This window comes from Nocardia sp. NPDC005745, assembly GCF_040630775.1.
Lineage (GTDB): Bacteria > Actinomycetota > Actinomycetes > Mycobacteriales > Mycobacteriaceae > Nocardia.
Window position 1 is genome coordinate 63,856 of the sequence record NZ_JBEXYF010000005.1, and the last position, 12,475, is coordinate 76,330.

Consider the following 12,475-nt stretch of genomic DNA (forward strand, 5'->3'; position numbering starts at 1 on the left):
CAGTATGGCTCTACACGGCGAGCACGAGTTTGCCGGTGTTGGCACCCGTGAACAGCATGTTCAAGGTTTCACCGAAGCGAGCTACCCCGCCGTCCACGACGTGCTCCCTGCTCTTGATCCTGCCCTCGGCCAGCCACCCGGAGATCTCCGCGACCGCCTCGCCGTAACGATCCGCGTAGTCGAAAACGACGAAGCCCGTCATGGACGCCCGGTTGACGAGCAGTGACATATACCGCGAAGGTCCAGGAGGGAGCTTCTCCGCGTTGTACGCCGAGATCGCACCACAGATGACGATGCGGGCGCCACGCCGGAGATTGGCCAGCGCGGCATCGAGGATGTCACCGCCGACATTGTCGAAATAGACGTCGATCCCCTCCGGAGCGACCTCCCGCAGCCGCAGCAGGACGTTCTCACTCCGATAGTCGATGGCCGCATCGAAGCCGAGTTCCTCGGTCAGCATCCGGCACTTCTCGGCGCCGCCCGCGATCCCGATCACCGTCGCGCCTTTGATCTTCGCGATCTGACCGGCGATGCTGCCGACGGCACCTGCGGCCGCGGACACCACCACCGTGTCTCCGGCTCGCAGGCCGCCGACCTCGAGCAAGCCGAAATAGGCTGTCATCCCCGGCATTCCCAGCGTGCCCAACCAGGTCGGACCGCCCGCCGCGGTCAAATCGACCTTCTGCACCCCGCGGCAGTCGTGGATCGCGTATTCGGTCACGCCGAAAGTTCCGCTGACGGCGTCGCCGACGGCGAAGTCCGGATGCGTCGACTCCACAACGGTCGCGATATCCAGCGACCGCATGACCTCCCCGACCCCGACCGGAGGCACATACGACCGCACGTCGTTGAGCCAGCCGCGCATGGCCGGATCGAGGGAGATGAAATTCACCTCGACCAGGATCTGGCCCGGGACGAGCGCGGGCAGTTCCTCGGTCGTCAGGTTCCAAGTGCCCGCGTCGGGCAGCCCCGACGGCCGTTTCGCGAGCCGCACCTGCTGGGTTGTCGTCACGTGTTCTCCTCCTCCTGATCGGTCATCACGGCACCAGCACCGCGACCGTCTCGGCTACACACGCGGGCTTGTCCGAGCCCTCGAGCTCCACGGTCACTCGGATCACCGCCTGCGATCCGATCGTGCCCGGCACGAGCGAGACCAGCTCGACACCGGCTCGCACCCGGGATCCGGCCGGGACCGGAGTCGGGAATCGCACCTTGTTGGTGCCGTAGTTGACGCCCATCGATAGGCCCCGCACCGTGTACACCTGTCCGGCCAGCATCGGCACCATCGACAGGGTGAGAAACCCGTGTGCGACGGTGGTGCCGAACGGTCCGGCGGCGGCCTTCGCGGGATCCACATGGATCCATTGATGATCCCCGGTAGCTTCGGCGAAGCGATCGATTTGTTCCTGGGTCACCGCGTGCCAATCGCTGTAGCCGAGGTGGGTGCCGACTGCGGACGCCAGCTCGGACAAGCCCTGAAATACCCGCACAGGTCTTCCTCCGTTCAGTTCCGCGGGCCGCCGGCCACGTAGATAACCTGTCCGGACACGAATCCGGCGTCCTCGCTCACCAGGAACGACACGGTGTGCGCGACGTCGGCGGGAGTGCCGGTACGGGCGACCGGAATCTGGGCGGCCATCGCCGTCTTGAACTCCTCGAAGGGAATGTTCATCCGGGCGGCGGTGGCCGCGGTCATCTCCGTCTCGATGAAACCAGGGGCGACCGCGTTCGCGGTGACGCCGAACTTGCCGAGTTCGAGTGCGAGCGTCTTGGTGAATCCCTGCAAGCCGGCCTTGGCGGCCGCGTAGTTGGCCTGGCCACGGTTGCCGAGTGCCGATGTGCTCGACAGGTTCACGATGCGACCCCACTTCTGCTCGATCATGTGCGCCTGCACCGCCCGGGCCAGCAGGAACGACCCGCGCAGGTGCACATTCAGGACGGCATCCCAGTCGTCGACACTCATCTTGAACAGCAGATTGTCGCGCAGGATCCCGGCGTTGTTGACCAGCACCGCCGGTGCGCCCAGTTCGGCGGCCACGCGATCGACCGCCCGGGTGACCGCGGCCTCGTCGGAAACGTCGACACCGACCGCGAGCGCGCGGCCATCGGCCGACTCGATCTCGTCGACGACCGTCTCGCAGGCGGCCTCGTCCAGATCGAGCACGGCTACCGCCATACCGTCAGCGGCCAGCCGCCGGGCGACAGCGGCGCCGATTCCGCGAGCCGCGCCGGTGACGACCGCGATCCGCTGTGTCGGATGGGTCATGAATACTCCTCGAAGATGTGATTGCGGTGGAAACTCTTGGGCTCAGGGCGTGTAGACCACGCGGCCGACGGTCTCGCCGTCCGCGAGTCGCTGCACGGCGTCGGCGACGTCATCCAGTTTCAGCCGGGCACTGACCAGCGGGCGGATCGCGCCATCGGCGGCGAGTGCGGTCAGCGCGCGGTGGCATTCGGCGACGGCGGCCGGATCCTGGGTGTTGTACAAACCCCAGTGCAAACCGAGAATCGAATAGTTCTTGATCAGTGCGTGATTCAACGCGGCGGTTTGTATCTCGCCGCCGGCGAACCCGACGATCACGATGCGGCCCTCGAAGGCGACGCATTTCGTGGACCGTTGGTACACCTCGCCGCCGACCGGGTCGTAGATCACGTCGGCACCGCGACCGCCGGTGACGTCCTTGACGACGTCGACGAAGTCCCGCTGGTGACGATCGATGACTACGTCGGCACCCAAATCCCTGGCGTAGGCCGCCTTTTCGGCACCGCCGACGACTCCGATCACCCGGGCGCCCGCGGCCTTGCCGAGCTGGATCGCGGCGCTGCCCACGCCACCCGCCGCGGCATGCACCAGGAGGGTCTCGCCCTCCGACAATCCGGCGCGCCGATGCAGCCCGAACCAGCCGGTCTGGTAGCCGATGAACAGTGCGGCCGCCTCCGCGTCATCCAACGACGGCGGCGCGGGGAACGTCTGGGCGGCCTCCAGCACGGCGAATTCCGCGAAACCACCGTGGGGCAGCGCCGCGCCCCCGAGCACCCGGTCGCCCACAGTGATCCCGGCTACGTCGGCGCCGAGCGCCACCACTTCGCCACACAATTCGACGCCGGGCGTGAACGGCAACGGCGGCCGGACCTGATAGCGGCCGCGGCACATCAGCACATCGGGAAAGTTCGCCGCGGCGCCGGAGACCCGCACGACAACCTGGCTCGGCCCCGGTTCCGGAACTTCCACGTCATCGAGCCGCAGCACCGCGCGCGGTTCGCCCAGCTCGTGGACGCGCCACGCCTTCATCCGCGCCATCTCAGACCCCACCCGTCAGCGTGACGCCGCCGTCCACGACCAGCAACTGCCCCGTCATCCAGCTCGCGTCGTCGGACAGCAGAAACGCCACCACACTGCCGATATCCTCGGGAACGCCGAGCCGCTCGAGCGGGTAGGCCGCGGCGACCTCGTCCTCCCGGCCGTCGTAGAGAGCGGTGGCGAACTTCGTTTTCACCACCGCCGGGGCGACTGCGTTGACGCGTATTTTCGGGCCGAGTTCGACCGCGAGTTCCTGGGTGATGTGCGTGAGCATCGCCTTGCTCGAACCGTAGAAGCCGATGCCGGGCGCGGGCTTGACACCGGCGACCGACGACACGTTCACGATCGCGCCCCCGAAGTCCTTCATCCAGGCCCGGTACGTCTGCTGCACCCACGACAGCGCGGCCAGACAGTTGACCTCCACGATCTTGCGTGCCACCTCCAACGGCAGATCGACCATCGGCCCGAATGCCGGGTTGATGCCGGTGTTGTTGACGAGGAGATCGGCGCTTCCGAACGTGTCGATCGCGCGAGCGACGGTCTCCGCCTGGTGCTCGACGTCATCGGCGCGGCCCGCGACGGCCAGCGCGCGGTCGGGGCCGCCCAGTGCTTCCACCGCTTCGTCGAGGGCGTCCTGTTTACGGGCGGTGATCACGACGCTCGCGCCCTCGTCCACCAAGCGCTGCGCGATGCCGAGCCCGATGCCCCGGCTCGCACCGGTGACGATCGCTGTCTTGCCTTCGAATCTGTTCATCATTGAGTCCCTTTGCGGATCGGCGATTACGACAAGCCTTCGAGCGCCATCGCCTCGCCCCGACCGCCGCCGACGCACATCGTCTCCGAACCGATCTGCTTGTCGTGGAACTGCTTCGGCGGCGCGGCCCGCACGATCCGCACCCCCGAGTCGTCGGGCCGGAGATTCCGCGACGAAGCCTTGCCGACGCGACTGATCGGCGACCGGGCGGCAGAGACGATGACGGCTTCGGGCACGAGTGCGAACCTTCCGGGCAAGTTACTGAGCGCTTGTTAACCTCTCGACACCATGCTGGACGGACCGGCGGTGGTCAATACGTCAGGGCCGATTCGAACTGTGACACAGGGCACATTCCCGGGCGCGACTCATCACCGACAGCTCTTGGGCAGTCAGCCTCGCCTGTGCCGGTGGTATCGACTCACAGCAGATCGTCCGATCGCTTGGCCTGCGGCTGTGGCATTCAGGCACCGGCGACGGGTTCGAATGGCGGAGGGCGAGCACCAGCCGTGGACGTACCGCGGCGCGGTGCCGGCGGAGAAGGGTCAGCGTCGCTGGTCGCGATAGGTCTCCAGCAGGCGCAGCCACACCTCGCTGATGGTGGGGAAGGGCGGGACAGCGTGCCAGAGGCGGTCGATCGGGATCTCGCCGGTGATCGCGACGGTGGCCGAATGCAGCAGTTCGGCGACGCCCGCGCCGGCAAAGGTGGCGCCGACAACCACGTGCCGGTCCGGGTCCACGAGGATCCGCGCGTGGCCCCGGTAGTCGGGGGTGTGTTGCAGCGCGCCGGCGATCCGGCCGAGGTCGTAGTCGACGACGTCGACCTTCTGCCCGCAGCGCTCGGCGTCTTCGGTGGTGAGACCCACGGCGGTGATCTCCGGGTCGGTGAACACCACCTGCGGCACCGCTACCCGGTCGGCGGTGCCGGCGTGCCGCCCCCACACGCCGGTGTCGAGGGCGAGACCGCGGGCCCGGTCGGCGATGACGGCGCCCGCGATCCGCGCTTGGTACTTGCCCTGGTGGGTCAGCAGCGCGCGGTGATTGACATCGCCGACCGCGTACAGCCAGTCCCCGCCGACCGCGGTCACGGCGAAGGTGTCGTCGGTGTCGAGCCACTGCCCAGGGGTCAGTCCGATTGTCTCGAGTCCGATGTCGTCGGTGCGGGGTGCGCGGCCCGTCGCCAGCAGCAGTTCGTCGGCGATGATCCGGCTGCCGTCGACGAGCGTGACGTGCACGCCGTCGTCCGGTCCGCCCGCCCGTTCGGCCTGGACGATGGTGGTGGCGAAGCGGAGATCGGCGCCCGCCGCCCGCAGACGGTCGGCGACCAGTTCCGCGGCGAAGGGCTCGACGCGGGGCAGCAGCCGGGACTCGCGGGCGACGAGCGTGACCTGCGCGCCGAGCGCCTGCCAGGCTGTGGCCATCTCGGCGGCGACCACGCCCGCACCCAGGACGACCAGTCGGCCGGGCACCGCGCGTGCGCTGGCGGCCTCCCGGCTGGTCCACGCGCGCACCGTCTCGAGCCCCCGCAGCGGCGGCAGCGCCGCGCGGGTGCCGGTGCACACGGCCACCGCGTGCCGGGCGGTGAGGTTCAGCGTCGCGCCGTCCGGGGTCTCGACCGTCACCTGTCGCTCGCCGGTGATCCGCCCGTGCCCGCGCTCGAGGGTGATGCCCGCGGAGCCGAGCCAGTCGACCTGGTCGCGGTCGTCCCAGTGGGCGGACATGCGATCGCGGTGTGCCAGGACGGCCGCGGCGTCCAGGGGCCGGGTGAGCGCCGCGGCGACGCCCGGTACCCGCCGGGCCTCGGCGTGCAGCAGGGCGGGCCGCAGCAGCGCTTTGCTGGGTTCGCAAGCCCAGTAGGAGCATTCGCCGCCGACCAGCTCGGCCTCCACGATGACGGTGCGCAGTCCGGCGGCGCTGGTTCGGTCGGCCACATTCTCGCCGACCGGGCCTGCCCCGAGGACCACGACGTCGTAGGTCCGAGAGTTCTCGTCTGTCATGACCGCACGACGACTTCCGATTTCATGTCCACGATCGGGTTGTCCTGTTCTTGTGGTTATCGGTGCGCGCCCTAGGCGGCCTGTTCGATGACGTCGGCGACGACGCCCGGATGTGAGACGGCCACCGAATGCGAGGCGGCCACTTCGGTGACGTGGGCGTGAGCGCGTTCGGCCATGAACCGCTGGGCCGCGACGGGGATGTTGCGGTCCTCGGTGGTGATCACGTCCCAGCTGGGCTTGTCGGTCCAGGCCGCCGCCGTGGCGGGCTCCGTGAGGGCGGACTGCGCGATGGGGCGTTGGGTGGCTGCCATGAGGGCCGCGCGAGCGACGGAGATGTCGGCGGCGAACTGGTCGTGGAACGCGTCCGGCCGGATGTAGAGGTCCTCACCCGTCGTGCCGTCGGCGCTGGTGGACGGAATGTGGCCCAGGGCGGCGGGCAGCGTCGAGCCGGGGTAGCGGCCGGTGAGGTCGAGCGCAGTCTCCCCAGGAGCGGGCAGGAATGCCGCCACGTAGACGAGTGCTTCCACCTGGGAATTGCCCGCTGCCGCCGCGCTGATCACCGAGCCGCCGTAGGAGTGCCCGACCAAGACCACGGGTCCGTCGATGGTGCCGAGCAAGGCTTTCAGCGCTGCGGCGTCGGAGGCGGGGCCGCGCAGCGGATTCGCCGCGGCGACGACGCGATACCGGTCGCGGGTGAGGCGCTCGATGACCTCGTTCCAGCTCGAACCGTCGGCGAAGGCCCCGTGTTCGAGGACGATGGTCGGTCGCGGCGCGTCCGGCGTTGGGTCGGCGTGGGTGGTGGTGCTCGCGGTGCACGCCACGGCCAGCGCGCCCCCTGCCACGACGGCCGCAAGCGCGGTCGCCGCGCGAGCGAGCCGGGGGATACGGACGCCGCTGCGTCGGGTGTCTTTCATGATGGTCTCGCTTCGGTGGATGAGTCAGGGGGCAGGTCAGGCGGCGCGCAGTGGACCGGCGAAGGATTTGCGCAGCGAGGAAGGACCGATCAGGGCCAGCAGCACCGCCAGTGCCCGGCCCTTGAGAGTGCTTGGGGTGCGGAGCAATTCGATTTCGACGCGGGAGCCTTCGTTCTGCGGCACCGCCCGGAAAACCCAGCCGCCGCCCGGGCCGAAGAGCTTGGAGTCCAGCGTGCTGATCCGGACGGTGTCGCCCCCCGGCTCCCACTCGTAGCGCGCCCGCTCCCAGGCGGCTGCGGTGCCCTCGGTGACCTCGGCCCAGGTCTCGCCGCGTTCGTGGACGGCGAAGTGCTCGGCGTCGATGGTCGGCCACGCTTCGGCACGTCCGGGGCCGAAGTCGGTGAGCACCCGCACGACCTCGGCCGGAGAGAGGGTGGACTGCAAATGGAAACGGACCGTGGTCATGAGGCTGCTCCTGGGCATCGGTACGAAGTCCGGACGGGCGGGACGCCGGTGTCCGGCGGCCCGACGGGCGGGCCGCGCCGCCGGCCCGCGGTGACGGTTCCGGCTGCCTGTCGAGCATCGCTGCCGAGGGCACAGCGCCGAATCCGTCGGATGACGTAGCGGTGACGTATCTTCCGCGGCACTTCGGCGGCTCTTGCCGGACGCGCGAACGGTCGAATGACCTCGGTATCGCCGCCGCGACGGAGCGTCGTCGCTCCGGAACCGACCGGTTAGTCTTGCCGCAGCGCGAGAGGAGCGACCGACATGGAGTCAGGTGCCGCGGCGATGGTGGGCCGCGACGACGAGCAGGCGCAGCTTTTCTTGTCGTGACAGCCCGGGGCCGCAGGTCGCTGATCCTGCGCGGCGAAACCGGTGTGGGCAAGAGCGCGCTGCTCGCGCACGCCGCCGATATGGCGGAGCGCTCCGAGCACGAGGTCCTGCGCGTGACCGGTGTCGAAGCCGAATCCCAATTGCCTTACGCGGGGCTGCGCCAGTTCCTGTACCCGCTGCTGGCGCACGCGCGCGACCTCGACAATGAGCACCGGGGGAGTGTCGAACGAGCGCGCGACGCGCGCGTAGTGCGCGGTCGGTGCGGCCAGCCCGAGACCGCGCCACCCGGAAGGATCGGCGCGGGTCGCGGCCACGGTGTCCGGCTCACCCGGCCATCGGGGAGCGCTCACCGCGTACGCCGGCTCGTGAGACACCGCGTCCACCCTTGCCACGACGACGCGTGCAACCACGCGCCGCGCAGCAGTACCACGGGTGTTCGACGCACCGGCCTCACAGGTGGTCGACGTCGATGATCGCTTGGGCGAAGGGTTTCGGAGCCTCCTGTGGCACGTTGTGCCCGATGCCGTCGAGCACCCGGTGCTGGTATCGGCCGGTGAACCTGCCGCGATAGGCCGCGCCGTCCTTGGCCGCGCCGTCGAAGTCGCTGGCCAGGGTGATGGTGGGCACGGCGATGGGCGGAGCGGCCGCGAGTTGCTGCTCGTAGCCGTCGTACTGCGGTTCGCCCGGCGCCAGCCCTAGGCGCCAGCGGTAGTTGTGGACGACGATGTCGACGTGGTCGGGGTTGTCGAACGCCGCCGCGCTGCGGCCGTAGGTGGCGTCGTCGAAGTTCCACTGCGGCGAGGCGTTGCGCCAGATCAGTTTGTTGAAGTCGTGCCGGTTGCGGGCGTAGCCGAGGCGGCCGCGCTCGGTGGCGAAGTAGTACTGATACCACCAGCCGAGTTCGGCCTGCGGGGGCAGCGGCTGCTGATTGCCGGTCAACGAGGTGACCAGGTATCCGCTCACCGAGACCAGGGCCCGGCAGCGTTGTGGCCATAACGCGGCGACGATGTCGGCGGTGCGCGATCCCCAGTCGAATCCGCCGAGGATGGCCGCGTCGATACCCAGCGCGTCCATGAGATCGACCACATCGCGGGCGATCGCCGACTGCTGGCCGTTGCGGACGGTCCGCTCCGACCGGAACGTAGTCGATCCGTAACCGCGCAGGTAGGGCACGATCACTCGGTAACCGGCCGTCGCGAGCAGCGGCCCGACGTCGGCGTAGCTGAAGGGGTCGTACGGCCAGCCGTGCAGCAGCAACACCGGTGTGCCGGTGGCGGAGCCGTACTCGACGTAACCGACGTTCAGCAGTCCCGCCTCGATCTGCTTGACCGGGCCGAGGGTCGTGTGTGCGCCCGCTCCGGCGCGCAGGGCTGCGCCCGCCGGTGCGGTAGCGGTCGTCGACTCCGCGGCAGAGCAGGCAGCGAGTGAGCCCGCGGCCACCCCTGCGGCGCCCACGGCCAGCGCTCCGCCGAACAATCGTCGTCTGTTGATGGTCATCGCAACTCCCTCGGAAGGCTCGGCTCCTGACCGCATCCGGTCGCCATCGACGCTAGGCAGCGCCCGTACCCCGCCGCGTCCGTCGGATGACGTAATCGGTGACTGCCGCTGCCACCCGGATGACTGTCGGTCATCGCCGCGACCGGCACCGCAGCGCGTTCGGCCTGGGACGAGAAGGCGCACCATGGTCGCCCTAGCCCGCTGCGCACCGGACCAGAACTTCCGCTGGTCCCGGCGGGGCATTCGGCAGCCGGATGGCGCTGAAGTTTCGCGTGAGCACGACGGTGTCGTTGTAGCGACTCGGTCCAACCGTCCCTGTCCCCAGCGTCGGCAGCGGCCGCTGCTGCTGGAACTCGGTCGTCAGGCGCTCGAGATCCTTGGTCGGTGGTCGTAGGGACGAAACCGTGTGCGCGATCGGACCAGAGAGAAGTCTTATCCTGCGAGGTTTCGAATCGCCGCCAGCGCGTCGTTGATCTCCTCTTCGTAGAAGCCCGTTCGGTAGCGCGATCCACCGCGGCGACCGGGAGGGTGCGGCCGCCGTCGAGTTGTGCGGTTGCAGGCCCGCGAGGCGTCGCGGCCCGCTATAGCAAGCGGCACGCTCATCCCGACGCTGAACGGCGAGCGCGTGCCTGCGCCCGGCCGCCCGCGAATGTGCCACCTATAACTGGACGGATCCGCCGCCGTTGATCCAGACGTTGTTGGCGCACCGCAGAGCGGTGCGGTTCATCGGAGTGAGCCGCATTGCTGCTGCGCGGTGAGGGAGTTCGGCGAGTACGTGTCGGTGCTTCGTGTCAGGCTGCGGCCGTACCTGCCACTCGCGGCCGAAGGGGAAAGACATGGCACACCGACACTCGGCCGACGCTGCGACTCGTCGCGCACTGCCGCCGCTGCGGCGGCTGGCTGCTGTCACCGGAATCGGTCCCCACGGCATCGGGCCGTCGAGGCATACCTTGCCACGAACAAGCAGAACATCGAGCACCGCGCACAGACCTTGATCGGACGCGCCCAGCAACGATGTGCCCAGATACGTTCGGGCAACGTATCTGTGAAGGACGCAGCCGAGTGGGCCCGTTTTCCGGATCGCACCGCAGGGCTTGCGTATCGCGATCGCGAACGACCATCCGTTACACGGGAGGAGGCGAACCGGAGGAGACGATCCTCGATACCGTTTGTTGCTTGATGCCGCACTCGCGGGCGAGCGCTTCTTGCGTCCAGCCGGTTCGGTAGAGCCGACGGATCAACTCTGCGCGTTCGGCGCGGGCAGTGTCTCCGTCCTCGACTCGCCGCGAGAGCGCACGCAACGCGGCGCCCTCGGCAGCCCTATCGGCTGCGAGCCCGGTGTCGGTGCCCTCGTCCATGCTCGTCCTCCGTGGCGGTTCGGACCGAGCCTACGACACGCATGTACAACCCTACTGTGACGTGATACAACCATATTGTACAACACCGTTGTATAGCAAGGTAAGGAGACGAAATGGCTTGGTATTCCATCGATCACGAGTGTGGTCACACCGAGCGGCATCAAATCCCTGGCAGCAATCTCTCCCGGATCGAGCACGCGGCCATGGAGGCACCGAGCTGCCTGGGAAGTGACGGACGGCCGCCACGGTAGGTGGCGACGTCGGCACCTGCCGCGTCGAGTTCGCGTGGGCGTGACACCAGCGTTCACCGCCTTGCGCAGATTCTCGGCGGTCTCGCGGTGGTGCCGTAGCCGAAGCTGGTCCCGTCGATGCCGACCACACTCGCGCGGTGCAGCAAGCGATCACAGCCCATGCATACCTGAATCATGCTCGGCAGATCTGGGCTCGCCGCCCGCACGCCGTACATCAACCGAGAGTTTGTTGTAGCCCCTAATCGGTAGATTGCTGCCGCTCAACGAGTTTCCCTCTTGATAGCGTGCATTCTCACGATTGATGAGGGGAAGCCAGAATTATGGGTTACACACGTGCGGTTCGCACGACCGCCGCGCTCCTGGTGACCGGCGCTACGGCCGCGATCATCGCGACGGGGGTAGCGTCCGCTGCGGATACCGAGAGCGTATGGGGGCGCAAAAACTGCGAAATACTCGCTGACCAGTACCGCGCGATGGGCTACAACGCCCGGTGCTACAACACACACGGCGACTGGTACTACGTCAACTACGAGAAGCCGCGCCCTGGACAACGTCTCAACTCGGGTAGCGCTGGATCGTCCTAGACGTATCGGCAGAACTCCCGAACGCATGAGTAGTACACCGATTCCGCCGCGCGCGCTGACCGACCTGGAAATCAGCGTCGTCACGAAGCTGTTGTCTTCGAATGTCCCCGGGGCCTCTGAATATCTGGCGCAGTTGCCGTATTCGCAGGTCCTCGCAACCTGGGGTATCGGTTCACCCAGCGTCGATCTGATGGTGCAGCCCGGTCCGGTGCAAGCATCCGGTCAGCTGGACGGCATCTTCGCCAGCGGAGCGGTCACCGATCGCACCGGATCACCGATCGGCGAGGTCATTCTATGGACCGAGAACGGCTGGCTCAGCGGGATCGGATACGCCTGGTATACGGACGAACCCCCACGCGCGCTGCCCGAGCCTGGTCGGATCGAGCTTCTGTAGCGCAAGGCAATGATTGGGCGATGGTGCGGTGAGTCGCGGCCGCGTGTCCGTCGAACAGCGGATACGCGGCCGGCGATATCACCGCACTGCGTTTACTCCGGGGCGGGCTTCGATGGATGATGATCTCAATGGGTCGACGGCTGCTGGAATGTTGAGGCTGGTATGGAACTGATCATCGCGGTGGCGTCGGACGATATCGATGAACTGCGTTTTCTAGAAGAGGAATTGGTCGATGTCGACGAGCTGCGCGGTGCGGTTCGGCGTCAGGCGGCTCCGCCCGCTGAAGGTGAACTCGGCGCGGTGGAGGAGGTGCTCATCGTCGCCTTGGGACAAGGTGGTGCGGCAGCTGTCGCCGGCGCATTGGCCACCGCGGTCGTGGCCTGGATACGCACGCGACCCGCATCGGTGGTGGTGAAGATGCTCGGTTCGGACGGCACCACTATGGAAGTGGAGGCTCAGAATATAAGGGGCCTTTCGCCGGAACAGGTGATGCAGCTTTCCAGCGACTTGGCGATGCGATTGGAATCCGGTCGCGCCCCCAGCCGATGAGCGACCTGCGCGGACTCGCGGCGGAGGGTGCCCGTGTCCTGCTGG

General features: G+C 68.1%; 14 protein-coding genes. 2 read left to right on the forward strand and 12 right to left on the reverse strand.

Features of this window, described 5'->3' with window-relative positions; all coding sequences use genetic code 11:
• Window positions 1-10: 10 nt before the first annotated feature.
• From ABZ420_RS07340 to ABZ420_RS07395, 12 genes are all read right to left on the reverse strand, one after another.
• Window positions 11-1,012 (reverse strand): NADP-dependent oxidoreductase, encoded by a 1,002-nt coding sequence (locus tag ABZ420_RS07340; protein ID WP_357118247.1) that lies wholly within the window; start codon window positions 1,010-1,012, stop codon window positions 11-13.
• 25 nt (window positions 1,013-1,037) lie between these two features.
• Entirely contained in the window at window positions 1,038-1,490 is a 453-nt protein-coding gene (locus ABZ420_RS07345; protein WP_357118250.1) for a MaoC family dehydratase, read from the reverse strand.
• 14 nt (window positions 1,491-1,504) lie between these two features.
• Window positions 1,505-2,266, reverse strand: a complete 762-nt coding sequence (gene fabG / locus ABZ420_RS07350; RefSeq protein ID WP_357118253.1) for a 3-oxoacyl-ACP reductase FabG — start codon at window positions 2,264-2,266, stop codon at window positions 1,505-1,507.
• 42 nt (window positions 2,267-2,308) lie between these two features.
• On the reverse strand, window positions 2,309-3,292 hold the full coding sequence (locus tag ABZ420_RS07355; protein WP_357118755.1) for an NADPH:quinone oxidoreductase family protein: 984 nt from the start codon (window positions 3,290-3,292) through the stop codon (window positions 2,309-2,311).
• Window positions 3,293-3,302: 10 nt separating this feature from the next.
• Window positions 3,303-4,058, reverse strand: coding sequence for an SDR family oxidoreductase (locus ABZ420_RS07360; protein ID WP_357118256.1), 756 nt, complete (start codon window positions 4,056-4,058; stop codon window positions 3,303-3,305).
• Between the two features lie 23 nt (window positions 4,059-4,081).
• The gene (locus ABZ420_RS07365) at window positions 4,082-4,291 is read right to left on the reverse strand and encodes a hypothetical protein (RefSeq protein ID WP_357118792.1); all 210 of its coding nucleotides are present in this window, start codon (window positions 4,289-4,291) and stop codon (window positions 4,082-4,084) included.
• Window positions 4,292-4,597: 306 nt separating this feature from the next.
• The gene (locus tag ABZ420_RS07370) at window positions 4,598-6,049 is read right to left on the reverse strand and encodes an NAD(P)/FAD-dependent oxidoreductase (RefSeq protein ID WP_357118259.1); all 1,452 of its coding nucleotides are present in this window, start codon (window positions 6,047-6,049) and stop codon (window positions 4,598-4,600) included.
• Window positions 6,050-6,120: 71 nt separating this feature from the next.
• Window positions 6,121-6,963: an alpha/beta hydrolase gene (locus tag ABZ420_RS07375; protein ID WP_357118262.1), complete on the reverse strand. Its 843-nt coding sequence runs from the start codon at window positions 6,961-6,963 to the stop codon at window positions 6,121-6,123.
• Between the two features lie 36 nt (window positions 6,964-6,999).
• Window positions 7,000-7,428 carry a hypothetical protein gene (locus ABZ420_RS07380; RefSeq protein ID WP_357118264.1) on the reverse strand — a complete coding sequence of 143 codons (429 nt, stop codon included), beginning with the start codon at window positions 7,426-7,428 and terminating at the stop codon, window positions 7,000-7,002.
• A gap of 269 nt (window positions 7,429-7,697) precedes the next feature.
• Window positions 7,698-8,171 (reverse strand): hypothetical protein, encoded by a 474-nt coding sequence (locus ABZ420_RS07385; protein WP_357118267.1) that lies wholly within the window; start codon window positions 8,169-8,171, stop codon window positions 7,698-7,700.
• 76 nt (window positions 8,172-8,247) lie between these two features.
• Entirely contained in the window at window positions 8,248-9,294 is a 1,047-nt protein-coding gene (locus ABZ420_RS07390) for an alpha/beta hydrolase (protein ID WP_357118269.1), read from the reverse strand.
• Window positions 9,295-10,418: 1,124 nt separating this feature from the next.
• Entirely contained in the window at window positions 10,419-10,652 is a 234-nt protein-coding gene (locus ABZ420_RS07395; RefSeq protein ID WP_357118272.1) for a helix-turn-helix transcriptional regulator, read from the reverse strand.
• Window positions 10,653-11,512: 860 nt separating this feature from the next.
• Here ABZ420_RS07395 and ABZ420_RS07400 point away from each other — a divergent pair.
• On the forward strand, window positions 11,513-11,881 hold the full coding sequence (locus ABZ420_RS07400) for a hypothetical protein (protein WP_357118275.1): 369 nt from the start codon (window positions 11,513-11,515) through the stop codon (window positions 11,879-11,881).
• A 162-nt stretch (window positions 11,882-12,043) separates the two neighbouring features.
• A complete protein-coding gene (locus ABZ420_RS07405; RefSeq protein WP_357118278.1) occupies window positions 12,044-12,430 on the forward strand; it encodes a hypothetical protein in 387 nt (128 codons plus the stop codon).
• Window positions 12,431-12,475: the final 45 nt, after the last annotated feature.

Excerpts from the sequence above, each read along its gene's own strand:
- ABZ420_RS07405 (WP_357118278.1), top strand. The coding sequence starts at position 12,044 with ATGGAACTGATCATCGCGGTGGCGTCGGACGATATCGATGAACTGCGT.
- ABZ420_RS07355 (WP_357118755.1), bottom strand. The coding sequence starts at position 3,292 with ATGAAGGCGTGGCGCGTCCACGAGCTGGGCGAACCGCGCGCGGTGCTG.
- ABZ420_RS07370 (WP_357118259.1), bottom strand. The coding sequence starts at position 6,049 with ATGACAGACGAGAACTCTCGGACCTACGACGTCGTGGTCCTCGGGGCA.
- ABZ420_RS07390 (WP_357118269.1), bottom strand. The coding sequence starts at position 9,294 with ATGACCATCAACAGACGACGATTGTTCGGCGGAGCGCTGGCCGTGGGC.
- fabG (WP_357118253.1), bottom strand. The coding sequence starts at position 2,266 with ATGACCCATCCGACACAGCGGATCGCGGTCGTCACCGGCGCGGCTCGC.
- ABZ420_RS07380 (WP_357118264.1), bottom strand. The coding sequence starts at position 7,428 with ATGACCACGGTCCGTTTCCATTTGCAGTCCACCCTCTCTCCGGCCGAG.
- ABZ420_RS07395 (WP_357118272.1), bottom strand. The coding sequence starts at position 10,652 with ATGGACGAGGGCACCGACACCGGGCTCGCAGCCGATAGGGCTGCCGAG.
- ABZ420_RS07400 (WP_357118275.1), top strand. The coding sequence starts at position 11,513 with ATGAGTAGTACACCGATTCCGCCGCGCGCGCTGACCGACCTGGAAATC.
- ABZ420_RS07375 (WP_357118262.1), bottom strand. The coding sequence starts at position 6,963 with ATGAAAGACACCCGACGCAGCGGCGTCCGTATCCCCCGGCTCGCTCGC.
- ABZ420_RS07360 (WP_357118256.1), bottom strand. The coding sequence starts at position 4,058 with ATGATGAACAGATTCGAAGGCAAGACAGCGATCGTCACCGGTGCGAGC.